The 16400-nt window shown below is 47.6% G+C and carries 18 protein-coding genes and 1 pseudogene; 13 read left to right on the forward strand and 6 right to left on the reverse strand.

Going from position 1 to position 16400, the window contains the following annotated elements; all coding sequences use genetic code 11:
• Nucleotides 1–277: 277 nt before the first annotated feature.
• From B5066_RS03140 to B5066_RS03175, 8 genes and pseudogenes are all read left to right on the forward strand, one after another.
• Complete coding sequence (locus B5066_RS03140; RefSeq protein WP_079474504.1) at nucleotides 278–1558, forward strand: ammonium transporter; 1281 nt, start codon at nucleotides 278–280, stop codon at nucleotides 1556–1558.
• Between the two features lie 3 nt (nucleotides 1559–1561).
• The gene (locus B5066_RS03145) at nucleotides 1562–2575 is read left to right on the forward strand and encodes a DUF294 nucleotidyltransferase-like domain-containing protein (protein ID WP_079474505.1); all 1014 of its coding nucleotides are present in this window, start codon (nucleotides 1562–1564) and stop codon (nucleotides 2573–2575) included.
• Nucleotides 2576–3283 (forward strand): exonuclease domain-containing protein, encoded by a 708-nt coding sequence (locus tag B5066_RS03150; RefSeq protein WP_079474506.1) that lies wholly within the window; start codon nucleotides 2576–2578, stop codon nucleotides 3281–3283. It abuts the gene before it with no gap.
• A 48-nt stretch (nucleotides 3284–3331) separates the two neighbouring features.
• Nucleotides 3332–3577: pseudogene (locus B5066_RS03155) on the forward strand (MerR family transcriptional regulator); the annotation flags it as partial.
• Nucleotides 3578–3707: 130 nt separating this feature from the next.
• Nucleotides 3708–3893: a hypothetical protein gene (locus tag B5066_RS03160; protein ID WP_022792988.1), complete on the forward strand. Its 186-nt coding sequence runs from the start codon at nucleotides 3708–3710 to the stop codon at nucleotides 3891–3893.
• Between the two features lie 180 nt (nucleotides 3894–4073).
• Nucleotides 4074–5540, forward strand: a complete 1467-nt coding sequence (locus B5066_RS03165) for a nicotinate phosphoribosyltransferase (RefSeq protein WP_079474508.1) — start codon at nucleotides 4074–4076, stop codon at nucleotides 5538–5540.
• A 172-nt stretch (nucleotides 5541–5712) separates the two neighbouring features.
• A complete protein-coding gene (locus tag B5066_RS03170; RefSeq protein ID WP_079474509.1) occupies nucleotides 5713–6012 on the forward strand; it encodes a DUF5327 family protein in 300 nt (99 codons plus the stop codon).
• Between the two features lie 18 nt (nucleotides 6013–6030).
• The gene (locus B5066_RS03175) at nucleotides 6031–6408 is read left to right on the forward strand and encodes a DUF423 domain-containing protein (protein ID WP_079474510.1); all 378 of its coding nucleotides are present in this window, start codon (nucleotides 6031–6033) and stop codon (nucleotides 6406–6408) included.
• A gap of 67 nt (nucleotides 6409–6475) precedes the next feature.
• On the opposite strand, the gene B5066_RS03180 is transcribed toward B5066_RS03175, so the two are convergent.
• The 5 genes from B5066_RS03180 to B5066_RS03200 all read right to left on the reverse strand — a co-directional run bounded on the left by B5066_RS03180 (nucleotide 6476) and on the right by B5066_RS03200 (nucleotide 12098).
• On the reverse strand, nucleotides 6476–7303 hold the full coding sequence (locus B5066_RS03180; RefSeq protein WP_079474511.1) for a DUF368 domain-containing protein: 828 nt from the start codon (nucleotides 7301–7303) through the stop codon (nucleotides 6476–6478).
• Between the two features lie 144 nt (nucleotides 7304–7447).
• Nucleotides 7448–7762, reverse strand: a complete 315-nt coding sequence (locus B5066_RS03185; RefSeq protein WP_079474512.1) for a DUF3817 domain-containing protein — start codon at nucleotides 7760–7762, stop codon at nucleotides 7448–7450.
• A gap of 99 nt (nucleotides 7763–7861) precedes the next feature.
• Nucleotides 7862–8368, reverse strand: a complete 507-nt coding sequence (locus B5066_RS03190; protein ID WP_079474513.1) for a GNAT family N-acetyltransferase — start codon at nucleotides 8366–8368, stop codon at nucleotides 7862–7864.
• 63 nt (nucleotides 8369–8431) lie between these two features.
• Nucleotides 8432–9481, reverse strand: coding sequence for an NAD(P)/FAD-dependent oxidoreductase (locus tag B5066_RS03195; protein ID WP_079474514.1), 1050 nt, complete (start codon nucleotides 9479–9481; stop codon nucleotides 8432–8434).
• A gap of 436 nt (nucleotides 9482–9917) precedes the next feature.
• Nucleotides 9918–12098, reverse strand: coding sequence for an ATP-dependent Clp protease ATP-binding subunit (locus B5066_RS03200; protein ID WP_079475046.1), 2181 nt, complete (start codon nucleotides 12096–12098; stop codon nucleotides 9918–9920).
• 405 nt (nucleotides 12099–12503) lie between these two features.
• On the opposite strand from B5066_RS03200, the gene B5066_RS03205 reads away from it, so the two are divergent.
• Entirely contained in the window at nucleotides 12504–12773 is a 270-nt protein-coding gene (locus tag B5066_RS03205; protein ID WP_143745386.1) for a hypothetical protein, read from the forward strand.
• Between the two features lie 17 nt (nucleotides 12774–12790).
• Here the strand turns inward: B5066_RS03205 and B5066_RS16555 are convergent, their stop codons facing one another.
• Nucleotides 12791–12973, reverse strand: a complete 183-nt coding sequence (locus B5066_RS16555; RefSeq protein ID WP_143745387.1) for a hypothetical protein — start codon at nucleotides 12971–12973, stop codon at nucleotides 12791–12793.
• 187 nt (nucleotides 12974–13160) lie between these two features.
• Between B5066_RS16555 and B5066_RS03210 the strand changes: the two genes are divergently transcribed.
• The 4 genes from B5066_RS03210 (at nucleotide 13161) to B5066_RS03225 (ending at nucleotide 16393) form a co-directional block, all read left to right on the forward strand.
• Nucleotides 13161–14516, forward strand: coding sequence for an aspartate aminotransferase family protein (locus tag B5066_RS03210; RefSeq protein ID WP_079474516.1), 1356 nt, complete (start codon nucleotides 13161–13163; stop codon nucleotides 14514–14516).
• 160 nt (nucleotides 14517–14676) lie between these two features.
• Complete coding sequence (locus B5066_RS03215; protein ID WP_079474517.1) at nucleotides 14677–15477, forward strand: helix-turn-helix domain-containing protein; 801 nt, start codon at nucleotides 14677–14679, stop codon at nucleotides 15475–15477.
• Nucleotides 15478–15536: 59 nt separating this feature from the next.
• On the forward strand, nucleotides 15537–15941 hold the full coding sequence (locus B5066_RS03220; protein WP_079474518.1) for a VOC family protein: 405 nt from the start codon (nucleotides 15537–15539) through the stop codon (nucleotides 15939–15941).
• Between the two features lie 44 nt (nucleotides 15942–15985).
• On the forward strand, nucleotides 15986–16393 hold the full coding sequence (locus B5066_RS03225) for a VOC family protein (RefSeq protein WP_079474519.1): 408 nt from the start codon (nucleotides 15986–15988) through the stop codon (nucleotides 16391–16393).
• Nucleotides 16394–16400 lie beyond the last annotated feature (7 nt).

Here is a 16400-nt window from a genome sequence, read left to right on the forward strand (position 1 = left end):
GTTGTCTTTGGAGGCGAAAATGTTAAAAAGAGCTGGCTTTTTACGATAACGCTTCAATGATAATAGAAATAAAATTATTTCGTAAAAAGCAAACCTTTTGAACTCCTTATGTATCACTGGTTTTTCGAATTTTTAAATAATCAGGGCAATATTTTTGTGTGAGATTATCTTACACAATACTAGATTCTGAAAATTTAAACGGTAAAATACTATTTAACGCAAGATGTTAACTAAGTTCACATGAATCTTGCACGATAATAACAGAGGGGGAAAAAACGTGGATCCGATAGTATTGCTTGATAACCTTTGGGTTATGATTGGATTTATTTTAGTTATTCTTATGCAGGGTGGATTTATTCTATTGGAAGCAGGTTCGACCCGGATGAAAAACGCGGGTCATATTGCAGGAAAAACAATCTTCACACTGGGAATTTCCTCACTTGTCTTCTGGGCTGTCGGGTACGGTTTTATTTACGGCAACGATGTCGGTGGTATCATTGGGCTTTCGAACTTCTTTTACGGAGATGCAAGCACTGCAGACGGTTTAACGCCTGCCGTCGACTTTATCTTCCAGCTGGCGTTTGCAGCGATTGCCCTTACGATTGCTTTCGGCGGATTCGCTGAACGTGCCAAGCTTGCTGCTTACGTAGTATTCGCTATTTTATTCTCTGCTATTGTATACCCAATCGTAGCACACTGGATCTGGGGCGGCGGCTGGATCTCCGGTCTTGGCAAACAGGACTTTGCCGGTTCCACGGTAGTCCACCTCACTGGTGCAATGGGTGCTCTTGCGGCAACAATTTTACTTAAGCCGCGGATTGGGAAATATAATAAAGATGGCTCAGTTAACAACCTTCCAGGCCACAACCAGGTATTTACTGCCTTAGGTGTACTTCTGCTGTGGGTCGGCTGGTTCGGCTTTAACGGTGCCAGTACATTTGGGGTAGCGGACGGATTCTTTGGTTACGTTTCTATGAACACGCAGCTTGCAGCTGCAGCAGGTGCTTTTGCAGCGCTTTTGATTGCCTGGGCGGTACTTGGGAAAGCAGACGTACCAAGCATGCTCAATGGAGCACTTGCAGGGCTGGTAGCAATTACCGCTTCCTGCGCATTTGTAGCACCATGGGCATCTGTGGTTATCGGTGCAATTGGCGGTATGCTCTGCTTCTTCAGCGTTCGTTTCTTTGAAAAACGCAACATCGACGATCCGATCTTCGCCCTTTCAGTGCACGGCATGGCCGGCGCCTGGGGAACGATTTCTACCGGTTTCTTCGCTACACCACAGCTTGCTGAGATGAATGGCGGCCGCGCCGGGTTGTTCTACGGCGGCGGGTTAACCCAGCTTGGGGTACAAATTATCAGTGTCGTAGCATGCGGGTTGTTCGCTTTCATTGCTTCGTATATTCTACTCTTGATTACGAAATCGATTATCGGCGGACTTCGCGTATCGGAGGAAGAAGAAATTATGGGTCTTGATATGAGTGAGCACGGTGCATACGGTTATCCGGAGAACGTGCAGCCTACTCTGGACAATTCTTCAGAAAGAACAGGAGCATAAAATATGTCGAATTCTTCATTCTCACAAGTACAGGGATTTTCACCAGAACCTTCCTTTAAGAGCTATGAAGAAATAAAAAAAGACAAAGAAGAGAAGATGAATGATTTGGCGGGAGAGCCAGTAAAGCTTAATGAAGCCCACGATAAGTGGATTTCAGAGACGGTTACTCTTGCTGTTCATCATCACCAGAGTGAGCGGGGAGACCTTCCTGCTCACTTTGCTTTTTTTCTTATGGGAAGCGCAGGAAGGCAGGAGCAGGCAAAATTCAGTGATCAGGACCATGGAATTGTTTTCGAGGGCAGAGACGATGAACATCAGGATTATTTTCTCGGCCTGGGAGCGGAAATACGGGAAGGGATGGCGATTGTTGGCTATCCGCGGTGCGAAGGGTTGGTTATGGCTTCACATAAGCGCTGGTGTCACGATGTGGAAGGATGGAAAAAGCAGGTGGACGGCTGGATTGAAGCCGATGAATGGGGGCCGTTCCGCCACCTCCTCACCTTCATCGATGCCAGAACGCTGCTTGGAGAAGATAAGCTTCTTGAGGAAGTGAAGGAGCATGTCTTTGAGCAGGCCGGCCGGGAAGACGTGTTAAGACGGTTATCGGAAAATACCGCGTACCTGCACAAGGGGCTCAACGCTTTCAGGCAGCTTCTTCCGGAAGAGAAAGGGCCGTATGCGGGTTCGATGCATATAAAAGACGTAGGTTTTTTCCCGTATGTTCATGCCCTTCGGCTGCTCGCCATTTATGAAAGAGTGTATGCTTCTTCCACGATAGAACGTATCCGCCAGGTGTCAGAAAAGCATGCTTATGTCCAGGGCAAAGACGTACATTTTAAAAATTTGCTGGAGCTGCGGGCCTCGTTTTCCGAGCAGCAGCACGCCTATGAAGACGTTCACTACGTGCCGGTACAGCAGCTTTCGAAAACCCAGAAGTCCGAACTGAAGTCTGCGTTAAAAGAAGGAAAGCACCTGTTTCAGCATACAAAAAAAATCATGGAGTCGGGTGATTTTTAAATGTTCCAATGGATGCGCAGTATTTCGAGTCGGTTTGGCGGCCTGGACTCCACGAACCCCCAGCACCAGTCTTTCATGCGCCAGCTGCAAAAAGACGTAAAAGCGGAGCAGCCTCTGCAGAAATCGGTTTCTTCGCTGAATGTTACCGTCCTTGACCTGGAAACCTCGGGCTTTAATGCGGATGCCGGAGATAAGATATTGTCGATGGGAGCTATTAAAATTAAACACAACCGGCTGGTGCGGGATGACGCCTTTTATACGCTTGTTCGTGAACCGGAGGCTGTGTCCCCGGAGGTAAGCGAGGTTACCGGATTAACAGCGGAGGAGCTAGCGGCGGACGGCCAGCCAATCAGCGAGGCTCTCGAGCAGTTCTATCAATTTGCCCAGGCAGATATACTCGTAGCCCATCATGCCAGTCATGAACGAAAGTTTTTGCAGAAGTATACGTACCGGACAATGGGGTCGAATCTTCAGCACCGCCTGCTTGATACTTCATTTGTGTTCAGTATTGCTGCGCCGGACTTTGAGTTTCGTTCGCTTGATGATTGCTGCAGCTATTACGATGTCCCTATAAAGGGAAGACACAATGCTCTCGGGGATGCCATTATGGCTGCCGAGCTCTGGGTACGTTCCATTCAGACAGTCCAGGAGCTCGGATACGAAACACTTCAAGACGTCTATGCCCATCTCAGTCACCGCCGTAAATGAACGGCCCCGTACGGCCGGCTGAAAAAATTTAAAAAGGAGGAGGGCGCGGTGAAAGGTAATATCCCTCGTAGCGCTGCCTGTTTTCCCATTAGCGTGGTACAAGAAATCACATCATTGTCAGCTCGCCAAATCCGTTACTACGAAGAGCAGGGGCTGGTTGATCCGGAACGAAACCAAGGAAACCAGCGCCTGTTTTCGATGAATGATATTGACCGGTGTCAGGAAATCAAAGAGCTTATTGACCAGGGGTTAAATATTGCCGGCATTAAAGCCGTGCTCTCCGCCCGGAACAAAAATTCCGGCTGACAATTAGAAGGCTGGAAATGTATTAATAAAAAAGTCCCTTTTTCAAAAAAATTCTTTATATTTGTTTGAATAAAGAAATGAACGGGAACACTTTCGAAACAACGGAGGTGTTTTATTCATGTCATTTATCATTGTAGAAGATATTCAAGTGCCGGCGAAAAAATTCGACGAGCTTGAGAACGCCCGTGAAGACGCATCGGAAAAGGAAGTTATTGTGCGCAATAACGATGGCCAGTACTGGGTGGTTGATGAGGAAGACTACGCAAAGATCGAAGCCTATGGCTATGAGCTTGTAGAGAAGTAAACACACGTATAAGAGTCCGCACCTAAATTTTAGGGCGGACTCTTTTTTAAATGTAAATAAATCCGGAAAAAAGCGGAAATGGAAACGGGTTTCAAAGGAAAGAAGAAGTGAAAAAGTACAAGTAGTGCAAAAACGGCTCAGGAAAGTATAAATGACAGGTTTTTTAGGAGGGGGACTGGAATGACACGCTATGAAGATGACAGTTTATCGCTGCATACGGATTTGTATCAGGTGAATATGGTGGAAACGTATTGGCGAAGCGGTATGCATACCCGTAATGCCGTATTTGATCTATACTTTCGGGAGCTTCCGTTTGGTAATGGCTTCGGCGTATTTGCCGGGCTGGAACGGGTGGTGAATTTTTTAGAAAACTTCCGGATGACAGAGGAGGATCTTGCCTACTTGCGGGAAGCAGGCTACGGAGAAGATTTTCTTTCCTATTTAGAGGAACTCAGGTTTACCGGCAGCGTTTATGCTATGAAAGAAGGCGAGCTTGTCTTTGGCAACGAGCCGCTGCTCAAAGTAGAAGCGCCGCTTGGAGAAGCCCAGTTAATCGAAACGGCGCTTTTAAACATGGTGAACTATCAAACGCTGATCGCTACGAAAGCAGCCCGGATTAAACAGGTGACAGGGGGAAATGGGCGCGCGATGGATTTTGGCCTGCGGCGGGCCCAGGAGCTGGATGCCGGCTTATGGGGAAGCAGAGCAGCCTTTGTCGGCGGTTTTGAAGTAACGAGCAACGTCAGGGCAGGAAAGGTATTCGGACTCCCTACAGCAGGCACACATGCGCATTCTATGGTTCAGGCCTGCGAGACTGAATATGAAGCTTTTAAAATGTATGCTGAGCACCATACGGATTGCGTGTTCTTAGTGGATACGTACGACACCCTTCGTTCCGGAGTTCCTAACGCAATTAAGGTTGCAGAAGAAATGGGAGAAAATATCCGCTTTAAAGGCGTGCGTCTCGACAGCGGGGATCTGGCCTATCTATCCAAAGAAGCGAGGCGAATGCTCGATGAAGCCGGCTTTACCGACACCCAGATTATCGCTTCCGGAGATCTGGATGAGTACACGATCACCAATTTGAAATCCCAAGGAGCAGAGATTGATACGTGGGGCATCGGAACAAAGCTTATTACTGGCTATGACCAGCCTGCTCTTGGGGCAGTATACAAGCTTGTAGCCATTGAGGGCGATAACGCCCGCATGCGTGACACGATGAAGATTGGGGCAAAAAAATCCGGTAATCTGGAGAAAATGACTACACCCGGTGTGAAAAACGTCTATCGGATTATAAATACTGAAAACAAACGCTCAGAAGGAGATTACGTTACGCTTGCCGGGGAAGAGCCAAACGAGCAGGAGGAACTGCATATGTTCCATCCCGTGCATACGTACATCAGCAAAAAGGTCCGGAATTTCAAAGCTGTGAATCTTCATGAAACAATATTTAAAGATGGGAAGCTGGTTTACAGCCTGCCTTCCATGGCAGATATCCAGGCCTATATGCAATCAAATCTTCCGCTTTTATGGGAAGAATACAAACGTTCGTTAAACCCGGAAGAATACCCGGTCGACTTAAGCCCGAAATGCTGGGAAAATAAAGTGCAGAAAATGCATGAAATTCAAAATGAGTTCAGTCAATAAGCAATTGCCTGCCGGGCCGGTTTTTCCGCCCCGGTATTTCTTTTGCATCAGCCAATTGCGAACGTCTCGTGACAATAAGAGGAAACGTAAGGCTGCGGGCTGCACATATGATATAATTTGGCAGGATCCTAATTGTACTATGATGAACGCAAAGAAAGGGAGGGCAGAGCTTATGCAGATATCTGTTCAGACCGTGATTGAAAAAATGGAAGAGGAATTGCTCCAGCTCGCCGAGCAGGGGGAAAAAGGAGACGAGCGGGCGCTGCAGGAGCATGCAAGAACGCTTCGAAACTACTGCGATATTCTGCTTTCTTCAAGGGAGGCTGAAGTGAAGCAGCCAGTTGCATCGCCCCCTCGTTCCGGGGCGCCAGCTTCTGCTTCGGGAGTGACTGCGGCAAGGAACCCCCGCCGGGAACCGTCCGGGGAGGAAGAGGAAATTCCGTCCACGGAAGGTAATTTACTGGATTTTTAAAAAGAAGGAGATTTGGGCATGCTTTGGAAAGTACTCGTGATATTAGGAGCAGTGAACGCTGCGATGGCTGTAGGAATAGGGGCATTCGGAGCCCACGGCCTGGAGGGCCGGCTTTCAGACCGTATGATTGACACGTATCAGACTGGCGCGCAGTACCATATGTATCATTCCCTGGGGCTGATCGCTATTGGTGCAGTCGCAGCATACACCGGCGGAGGTTCAGCACTGGTGGGGTGGTCCGGATGGCTTTTATTTGCAGGTATCGTTTTGTTTTCAGGCAGTTTGTACGCATTGTCGCTTTCAGGCATTTCCTGGCTGGGGGCCGTCACTCCTTTAGGCGGAGTTGCTTTTATTGCCGGTTGGATTTGTTTAATTATATATGTGCTGAAAGCCTAAAAGGCATAAAAAGGGCCGGCTGCGGGTGGTTTATCCGCGGCCGGCCTTTTTCTGTTTGTAATAAAAACTATACTGCTCTTGTGCGGTCAATCCGGCCAAGAAAAAGTGCCAGGCCGAGGCCGGTAACAAATGTTACGAGACTTACGACGAAAGCAATTACGCCGTCATTTAAACCTGGAAATATAACATAAAGCGAACCAACAAGCAGGCCGGTAATTACTGCATACGTTCCCACCGTATGAGCATGCAGCATGTAGCGCAATAGCTTGCTCATGATCGCTATTCCTACAAGAACGCCAACGCCGAAGGTGAAGAGCACCGGCAGGTTCAATTCTGTCAGAGCATTAATGACGGTTTGATAAACGCCAATAATCACAAGCACAAATGAACCACTGATGCCGGGAAGAATCATCGCTGTGCTCGCAAGCCAGCCTGAGAAAAACAAAATGGCAAAGCTTCCTGCGCTCCCGGTAGCAATCACAGCTGTCTCCTCATCCCCCTGGAAAAGGCCGGAGAGTAAGACAATCACGGCTGCGAGCAGTAAAATGACGTAATGGTTCTTTTTGAAATTTGTTTTATAATTCACTTTATACAAAATAAAAGGAATCGTTCCGAGTATCAGCCCAAAAAAGAAGAAAAACGTTGGCTGTGGATGTTCGGCAAGCAGCCATTCGAGCAGATGGGCAAGCGACAGGATAGCTGCCCCCATTCCTACTCCCAAAGGAATTAAAAAGCCGAGCTGCTGCTTCCACTGGCGTGAAAAAAGCAGGCTGATCGCAGACAAAAGCCGGTAGTAAATGCCAAGTATCAATGCCAGAGTGCCACCGCTCACGCCCGGGATAACGTCACTGGCGCCCATGGCCATGCCGCGTAAAATATTTTTCCATTCAATCATGTACATCGAGACTCCTCGTTCATCAGAAATTGGTTTATGTAAAAACTGCAAATTTTTCACAGCTTCAATTCTTTATATCACGTTTTAAAAGAAATTACTATAACCCTCAGCAGTCCATGAAAAAAACCGAACAAAGGGTTCGGTTTAAAAAACGGCGTCAGGCTCGAGCTCGTCATTTTCTTCGCGGCGGAGGCTTCGTTCAAACACGAACGGGCCAAACGGAATGACAGATACAATAACAGCAATGAGCATACGCAGAAACGGCCAGCGTTTTTGGATCCAGACAAAAAGAGCAATAGCTACATATAAGATAAACAATCCACCATGGGCAGCTCCAACAACGGTAACAGCCATGTCAAAGCCAGCTCCATACTTTAACGGCATGGCAATAAAGAGCAGGAGCAGAAACGAGATTCCTTCAATAATACCGGCCCACCTAAGCGATTGGAGAGAATTCATGCACGGCCTTCCTTTCTAATAGCAAAATCACGATAAGAATACATCGTTAACATAGCACAAGAGGGAAGCCGGAACAATGGACGAATTGTGACAGTTGCGTTAGGAGCGTTCAGCCGCATATAAGCTTAAGGAACGGTTCCACCGCCTGACAGGGCGCTGGTAGGTCATCCCGATGTTTTCTGCTACTTTAATAGAAGGCGTATTGGCAGGATCGATGACTGAAACAAGCTTTGGGATGGCAAGTGAATAGAATGCAAAATCCCGGACCATAGCTGCTGATTCAGAAGCATAGCCCAGTCCCCAGTTTTCAGGGGTGAGCAGGTACCCAAGTTCAATAGAAATGTTTCCTTCTATTCTTTCGGGCACAAGTCCGCACTGGCCGATAAAGCTTTGAGTGTGCCGGTCTTCCACTATCCACATCCCGACCCCGTATGATAGATAGTGACTTTTGTTCCAATGGATCCATTCATTGATTTCTTTTTCGGACTTTAAGTCGGCGTAATAGCGCATAACGTCTTTATCCTGAAAAATATTTTTCAGCAGTGGGTGGTCTTTATGCTGCATAGAACGAAATGAAAGACGTTCTGTGGAGCGGGGGAGTCGCAACGCTTTCACCTCTTTGATTAAAATTAGCAGCTGGCGGGTCTCCCAGTCTTTCGGTAAACTCTTTTAAAGTTGCTTGGAAAGAAGATTTTTTTGAATTTCCTGGTTTTTTTCTGCGAATCGTTCGTTATGGGAAGAAACCATTGCTTTCGCCCCGGCGCCGGGTTCCAGGTACTGCTTGACGCTGTTCGCAGCGGAAGCGCCTTCTACAAACGCTCCGGCAATTAGGTGAACCTTTCCATGGTGGCTGGTAATGTCCCCGGCAGCAAACAAACCTTCGATATTTGTGCCCATCCGCTCGCTTACGAGAATTTTATTTTCTTCTGTTTGCAGCTGCAGGTTTTCGAGAAGCTCAAATTCCATCTGGAAACCGTGGTTCACGATGACGGCGTCCACTTCTTTTTCTACACGTTCGTCAGTATCAAGATTTGTGCACAGCACTTTTTCGATAGCGGTGCCCGCGTCGTTGCCGCGAAGCCCGGAAAGGGCAAAAGGAGTCTGCACGTTCACTTCGGAGTCCTTCATTTCCTGGACATGCCGCTCATGGCCGCCGAACTCATCGCGCCGGTGTACGACTGTAACTTCGCTTGCGATCGGGCAGAGAGCATTAGCCCAGTCGACGGCAGAGTTTCCGCCGCCGGAAATGATAACCCTCTGATTACGAAATCGCTCAAGGTGCTGTACAGTATAGTGAAGGTTGGAAAGCTCGAATTTTTCTGCGCCTTCGATGTCGAGCTTTTGGGCATGAAGAATGCCGTGCCCGACAGCGACGATGACAGAGCGGGAATAGTAAATGCCGCCTGTTTCCGCCTCCAGGCGAAAAAGCCCGGCCTCGTCTTTTTCTACGTGAATAATTTTTTCATTTGTCGTGATCGCGGGGCGGAAAGTTTCTGCCTGGGCTACCAGCTGATCCATCAGCTGTTTTCCAGAGGAAGGGGGCAGGCCGCCAACATCCCAGACAATTTTTTCGGGATAGGCGTGAATTTTTCCGCCCAAATCCGGCTGTGCTTCAATAATGTGAGTATCAAGCGCCCGCATTCCACAATAAAAAGCAGTATACAGGCCGGCGGGTCCGCCGCCGATGATAGTAACGTCATGTATTTGAAAGTCAGACAAGGTGTCCAGCTCCTTTAGTGATAATCGTTATCAATTACATTGTACGCTCTTTTGATGTAAAAGTAAAAGGAAGATGAGAAATATATTTACACAAAAAATGTTCCACGTGGAACATTTAAGATTTCAGAGGAGAGAGCTTATAATACGTGCCCGCCACCGTGCTTAATAAAACGATGAAAAAATTCCATTCTCCAGCCTGAATGCCGGCTGCTGTAAAAGAACCGTGGATAGTATAAATATTGCCCACAAAAAACAGAGTACATTTTCCCTCATCTAATCAACCTTTCTGGAAAAGCGGCGTTAAAACCGGAAAAAGCTGCTTTGATTGATGCGTGATTTCGGGAAAAGGATAAGACAAGGAAGCATTTCACAGTAGATTTCCTTAAGCAAAAAAGCCCTGCAGCAGAATGCCGCAGGGCTTGTCCTCGTATAAGAATTACTCTTCAGTGGAAGCGGATGTTTGGGCACTGGCTACCTGAATGTCAGTGTCATTTACGGTGATCGTAATGTTTTGCACATCCTCTTCTTCAAGCATGAGATCGGCAATGCCGTCTTCTACTTTTTCTTCGATTACCCGGCGAAGAGGGCGGGCACCGAAGGCAGGATCGTAGCCTTGATCGGCCAGCATGCGTTTAGCATCATCAGAGACGGTAACGTTCAATCCCTGCTCACTGGCTGCTTCTAAGATGTCTTTAAGCATCAGATCCACGATAGTGACCAGATCTTCACGAGCCAGTTCTTTGAAGCTTACAATGCTGTCGAAACGGTTCAGGAATTCCGGGCGGAAATAATCGCTGAGAGATTCCATGATTTTTGGCTCTACCTGGTCCTTGTCTCCAAAGCCTACCGTAACACGTTTCATTTGTGAGCCGGCGTTTGAAGTCATAATAATGACTGTATCCTTAAAGCTGACCGTGCGTCCCTGACTGTCAGTCAGGCGGCCGTCTTCCATGATCTGCAGGAACATATGCTGCACATCAGGGTGCGCTTTTTCAATCTCGTCCAAAAGAATAATGCTGTACGGTTTCCGGCGTACTTTTTCTGTAAGCTGTCCGGCTTCATCGTGTCCGACATATCCTGGCGGCGAACCGATAAGCTTGGATACCGAGTGTTTTTCCATATACTCACTCATGTCGAGGCGGATCATCGCTTCAGGGTCGCCAAACATTTCAGAAGCGAGCGTTTTGGAAAGCTCAGTTTTACCGACACCGGTTGGTCCGACAAATAGGAAGGAACCAATTGGACGGCTGCCGCGGCGCAGGCCGGCACGATTTCTGCGAATGGAACGGGCAACTTTGCTTACAGCTTCTTCCTGGCCGATGACATTCGCATTTAGACGTTCAGGCAGATCGCGCATTTTCTTTTGTTCATCGCGCTGGAGGCGGCGAACAGGGATGCCGGTTTTATTTTCCACGATCATCTGGATCGTTTCTACATTCACTGTTGGTGTTTCTTTTTGAATCTTGCCGTTTTGTTCAGCTTCTTTTACCTGCTCCTGCAGCTTGGCTTCTTCATCCCGAAGCTTAGCTGCACGTTCGTAATCCTCCTGCTGGGTGGCACGTTCTTTTTCTGCGGCAATCTGCTCGATGCGGCTTTGCAGGGACTCGCTGTCGTCATCGCTGTGGGCGAGGTTTATCTTGGAGCCTGCTTCATCCATTAAGTCGATCGCTTTGTCCGGCAGGAACCGGTCCTGTACATAGCGATTGGACAAATTGACGCAGGCTTCTAGTGCTTCATCGGTAAAAGCAACGTGATGGAATTTTTCATAGTTTGCCTGCAGGCCTTTTAGGATCGCTACGCTGTCTTCGAGGTTTGGTTCGTTAACCATGACCGGCTGAAAGCGGCGTTCAAGCGCTGCATCTTTTTCAATTTTGCGGTATTCAGCAAGTGTAGTTGCACCAATTAATTGAATTTCCCCGCGGGCAAGCGCTGGTTTCATAATGTTGCCTGCGTCAGAAGAGCCTTCTGCTGAACCTGCGCCAACGATTTGGTGGACTTCATCGATAAAGACGATGACATCCTGGCGTTCCTGCAATTCCTTCAGCAGCTGCTTCATGCGTTCTTCAAACTGGCCGCGTACCCCAGTATTTGCTACGAGGGAGGTTACGTCCAACAGATAAATGCTTTTATTTTTCAGCTTGTTTGGCACATCACCTTCCGAAATACGGAGGGCAAGACCTTCAGCAATCGCTGTCTTACCGACACCCGGTTCGCCGATAAGAACCGGATTGTTTTTATTGCGGCGGTTTAATGTTTCAATGACACGTTCAACTTCTTTATCGCGGCCGATGACTGGGTCAATGAGGCCGGCACGTGCAACGTCGGACAGATTTTTACCTAAATCGTCAAGAAGACCGCCGCCCTGGCCGCCGCCGGACTGAGCCTGCTGTTCCTGCCCCTGTCCTGCGTTTTGCTCTGAGCCGCCCATCATATTATTAAAGAATTGGTCAAATGGGGACTGGGAGCCGCCGAAGCCGCCCTGACCGGATGGCTGATTCATGCTTTGACGGATTTCTCTATAGCACCGTTCGCACAGGTGCATCTTTTGATGGCTTCCATTAACATTCATGTTCAGTTCAATGCGTGCTGGACGCTGTTCACAATGTTCACATCTCATCATAACTGAACCGAACCTCCTTATTTTTAAAGTAGTATTATTGACGTGTGCATCGTTCGTATTCATCTTCGTAAGGTCAGAATTACTTCGTTGACTTTGACTATCTTTGACCTTGTAACAGTATTATATACCCGCTTCCTGTATAATGCAAGAGATAAATTTGATTTTCTCTGACCAATTGATTTACACCTACATAATAGGAAATGGAGAAGAGAGTTTCAAGAAATATGCTCGAATAATATCTGTGGAAAACGGTAGAGAATGTATTAACGTTTTTGCGAAAGTCTAAACGTTTCTGACCAATAAAGAGTGATGAACTGGAAGAAAAGCACAGACGGTGAAAGGTTTAGCGGAAAAAAGGGAAAGGAAAAAAGAAACGAAGTTATACAGAAGAGGAGGAAAAAGATGAGAAACAGCGGGCAGCGTCCAGCGACTAAAATATATAGGTTGTCAGAGCCCCGCCACTTGTTTGGAGGAAGTCGTCCAGTGCCAAGAAAAACATTTCCGGAGCCGCACGTGCCTGTGGTAGCGGCAGCGCGAAGAGTTGAAAACTGGAATCCGGTGGAAGCAGTGGTAGTGGCCGGAGAGCTAAAGGTAAAGCTGTTCCGGTGGACACTGCTCCGCGTGGATATTCCTTCACTGACAGTAGACCTGCGCCGGCGAAAAAAAAGGTAGCTGCCAGAGGGCAGAAATTAAGAAGCACGGGCCTTCCCGCTTTTTGTTAACGGAAGGCAGAGCTGGTAGCTGATGAAGCCGACAACGCCTAAGAGAACGAATAGTGTCGACATTCCCGCTGGAGGAATGACGGCACTTGCCGTAAGCATAAAACTGCTGAGAGGGAGGGCGGCATTATACATCATTGACTCCATTGCCATGTAAGAACCACGGGAATCATATGGAAATTTTATCAATATGCTTCTGAAAACCGCTGAAAATACGGGCAGCAGGTTCTATTCATAAATGGCCCGGAAGTGGACCTTTTCTTTTCAGTAGAGACGTGAGAAGATCACGGTAGACCACATTTTGTATGCGCTGACATTTAAAGCAGGAGGGGTGATCGTCATGAATTGGGAACCGGAAGAAATAAAGAAAAAAGATGAAGAAAGTGTTTGGCATGCCATGAGGCCTTACAATCCAGAGGGAGGCATGGTGGCAGAGAAAGCAGAAGGTTCTTGGGTGACTGATATAGATGGAAAGTCATACCTTGATGGCATGGCGGGTCTCTGGTGTGTAAATGCCGGATATGGACGAAAAGAAATTGCCGACGCTGCCTACGAGCAAATGCTGAAGCTTCCATTCTATCCTTTAACGCAAAGCCATACTCCTGCCGTACAGCTTTCGGCAAAGCTTGATGAGTGGCTCGGGGACGGCTATATGTACTTTTTTTCCAATAGCGGATCGGAAGCAAATGAAACTGCCCTGAAACTGGTGCGTCAATATTTTCAACAAATTGGGGAAGGCAGCCGGTATAAAACCATTTCCCGCTACCGGACCTATCATGGAAGCACGCTTGCAACGATGGCGGCTGGAGGACAGACGCAGCGGAAATACCGGTATGAACCGCTGCCGCCGGGCTTTGTACACGTTACTCCTCCAGATCCGTACCGGAAGCCGGAAGGTCAATCCTACGAGGAGTACAGCCTGGCGTGCGCTGATGAAATTGAACAGGCGATTTTATGGGAAGCTGAAGAATCCATAGCGGCAGTAATAATGGAGCCCATTATTACCGGCGGCGGAGTGTTGGTTCCTCACACTTCCTATATGAAACGGGTCCGGGACATTTGTGACCGCTACGGTGTTCTTTTAATCAGCGATGAAGTTATTTGTGGATTTGGACGGACTGGGAAGCGTTTTGGATTTATGCACGCAGACGTAAAGCCGGATATTGTGACAATGGCGAAGGGAATCACAAGCGGATATATGCCTTTATCTGTTACCGCAGTGCGAAAGGATATGTACCAGGCGTTTACCGGCAGTGAAGCCTATGACCATTTCCGCCATGTAAATACTTTTGGGGGTCACCCTGCAGCCTGCGCAGCCGCTGTGAAAAACCTGGAAATCATGGAGCGGGAAAAATTAGTGGAACGATCGGAGAAAAAGGGCAGAGAGCTGCTGGAGGCGCTGGCAGATTTGGAAGAGCTTCCTTACGTTGGCCAGGTCCGGGGCCAGGGGCTGTTAGCCGGTATTGAATTTGTCGAGGACAAAACGACAAAAAAGACAGTACCAGAAAAGCTCGTGAAGCAAATTCTTGCAAGCTGCAAAAAAGATGGGGTCATTGTTGGCAAAACGTCTGATATTGCCAGGCACCATAACAATGTTTTAACTCTTTCCCCGCCTTTGAACATTGAAGATAAAGATCTTCAACTGCTCATTACCACCTTGAAAAAGCGTATAAAAGAAGCGGTACAGCCCGGATAGAATACAGTTGTGCCCCTGCCATGAGGCAGGGGCAATTTTAAGGAAAAATTTACATAGCCAGAGGTTTTATGAAATCGCTTTCTGATATAATTAATAAAAGAACCCCTTGAATGAAACAGAATATCTTCAGGATTAGGCCGCAAGTCGGGAGGTAGTTTTGATGGAACAATCATATTCGGCGGCTGTTTATGATGCCATTACGTATATGCACGCTCATCTTCACGAACCGTTGGACCTGACCGGACTGGCCGCCCAGGCCGCTTACAGTCCGTATCATTTTTCACGCCTGTTCAAGAAAAGTGTTGGAGTGCCTCCGTTGTACTATCTTTCCGGACTACGACTTCAAAGGGCCAAAGAACTGCTGATTGAAACCACTTTCCCTGTGCGTGATATCGGGATGGAGATCGGCCAGCAAAGCGTAGGGACGTTTACTACGAGCTTTGCTGCAAGGGTGGGGGTGACGCCGGGCGCCTTTCGTGCTTCCATGGCCTCTGCAGAAAATTCTTTTTCCTCGTTAAAAACGACACGGCACTGGGCAGAGCCGGCTCTCCCTACAGTGGAAACGAGTATTCAAGGCCGTATTTACAGTGAAATCCCTTTTGAAGGATTTGTATTAATCGGCCTTTTTCCCCGTCCGATGCCGGAAGGTGTACCGCTTTATGGTACGCTTTGCGATACTGCAGATGAATATCACATTCCGTGTGTAAAGCCAGGATTGTATTATGTAATGGCTACGTCAATTGCCTGGAAAATGAAGGTGAATGACATTTTAATCCCTCACCATACGTTCCGCACCCGCTCAAGAGAAGCGCTTCATGTAGAAGCCGGACGGCCGCTGGAAAAAAAGGATATATATTTATATCCGCCGCGCTTCGATGATCCTCCTATTCTCGTTTCGTTATCCCTGTTAATGAATAATTTTCTGAGGCGTCAGGCCGAAACCGCAATCGGTAAGAAATAAAGCAGCGGCGGCCGTGCTATAGTAAAGATAATTATTCATATGAGGGGAGAGGAGCGCCAATGATTATCGGAATGAACCCGTACCTTACATTTGACGGGAAGGCCAGGGAGGCAGCCGCATTCTATGAAAAGGCTTTAGGGGCAGAGGTGATCGAACGTCAGACCTATGGGGAAGTCGAAGGGATGGAATTACCGCCGGGAACCGAATCACTAATCATGCATGCTTATTTAAAAATTAAAGACATGGAGATAATGCTCTCCGATACGTTACCCGGGGCTCCGGACCAGCAACAGCTTTCAGGAAGCCTGGTGTCTATTGCACTCAGCGTAAATGATGCTTCCTCGGCTGCCAAAACGTTTCATGCTCTTAAACCGGGCGGAGAAATAATCATGCCTCTGGCAGAAACATTCTTCAGTTCCTCTTACGGCCAGCTGAAAGACCAGTTCGGTGTTTTTGGCACATAGTCGTTTAAGGAAAAATCAAGTCAAGAAAGAGAGGTTTAAGAATAATGGCTCTGCAGACAAAGCAAATATTTGTAAACATTCCAGTTAAAAATCTCGAAGCTTCCATGGAGTTTTTTCAAAATGTCGGCTTTTCATTTGAGCAGCGCTTCACGGATGAAAATGCAGCGTGCATGGTACTGGGGAACGGTATGTATGTGATGCTGCTTCACGAAGCATTTTTTCAAACGTTTACTAATAAAAGTGTAGTTGATACCAATACCGGGGCGGAAGCAATCCTGGCCATTTCTGCAGACAGCAAAGAACAGGTGAACGAGATTGTTCAAAAAGCTCTGGATGCAGGAGGCCTTCCGTCCAACGAGCCAATGGACGGCGGGTTTATGTATGGATGGAGTTTTCAGGACATCGATGGCCATCTCTGGGAAGTTATGTATACGGATGAGGACGCTGTGTAGTATAAAG

Source organism: Marinococcus halophilus (assembly GCF_900166605.1).
GTDB lineage: Bacteria > Bacillota > Bacilli > Bacillales > Marinococcaceae > Marinococcus > Marinococcus halophilus.

What these genes read in the sequence shown, in the direction of transcription:
- B5066_RS03145 (WP_079474505.1), top strand. Translation starts at nt 1,562, where the DNA reads ATGTCGAATTCTTCATTCTCACAAGTACAGGGATTTTCACCAGAACCT.
- B5066_RS03150 (WP_079474506.1), top strand. Translation starts at nt 2,576, where the DNA reads ATGTTCCAATGGATGCGCAGTATTTCGAGTCGGTTTGGCGGCCTGGAC.
- B5066_RS03160 (WP_022792988.1), top strand. Translation starts at nt 3,708, where the DNA reads ATGTCATTTATCATTGTAGAAGATATTCAAGTGCCGGCGAAAAAATTC.
- B5066_RS03165 (WP_079474508.1), top strand. Translation starts at nt 4,074, where the DNA reads ATGACACGCTATGAAGATGACAGTTTATCGCTGCATACGGATTTGTAT.
- B5066_RS03170 (WP_079474509.1), top strand. Translation starts at nt 5,713, where the DNA reads ATGCAGATATCTGTTCAGACCGTGATTGAAAAAATGGAAGAGGAATTG.
- B5066_RS03175 (WP_079474510.1), top strand. Translation starts at nt 6,031, where the DNA reads ATGCTTTGGAAAGTACTCGTGATATTAGGAGCAGTGAACGCTGCGATG.
- B5066_RS03180 (WP_079474511.1), bottom strand. Translation starts at nt 7,303, where the DNA reads ATGATTGAATGGAAAAATATTTTACGCGGCATGGCCATGGGCGCCAGT.
- B5066_RS03185 (WP_079474512.1), bottom strand. Translation starts at nt 7,762, where the DNA reads ATGAATTCTCTCCAATCGCTTAGGTGGGCCGGTATTATTGAAGGAATC.
- B5066_RS03200 (WP_079475046.1), bottom strand. Translation starts at nt 12,098, where the DNA reads ATGAGATGTGAACATTGTGAACAGCGTCCAGCACGCATTGAACTGAAC.
- B5066_RS03205 (WP_143745386.1), top strand. Translation starts at nt 12,504, where the DNA reads ATGAGAAACAGCGGGCAGCGTCCAGCGACTAAAATATATAGGTTGTCA.
- B5066_RS16555 (WP_143745387.1), bottom strand. Translation starts at nt 12,973, where the DNA reads ATGGCAATGGAGTCAATGATGTATAATGCCGCCCTCCCTCTCAGCAGT.
- B5066_RS03210 (WP_079474516.1), top strand. Translation starts at nt 13,161, where the DNA reads ATGAATTGGGAACCGGAAGAAATAAAGAAAAAAGATGAAGAAAGTGTT.
- B5066_RS03215 (WP_079474517.1), top strand. Translation starts at nt 14,677, where the DNA reads ATGGAACAATCATATTCGGCGGCTGTTTATGATGCCATTACGTATATG.
- B5066_RS03220 (WP_079474518.1), top strand. Translation starts at nt 15,537, where the DNA reads ATGATTATCGGAATGAACCCGTACCTTACATTTGACGGGAAGGCCAGG.
- B5066_RS03225 (WP_079474519.1), top strand. Translation starts at nt 15,986, where the DNA reads ATGGCTCTGCAGACAAAGCAAATATTTGTAAACATTCCAGTTAAAAAT.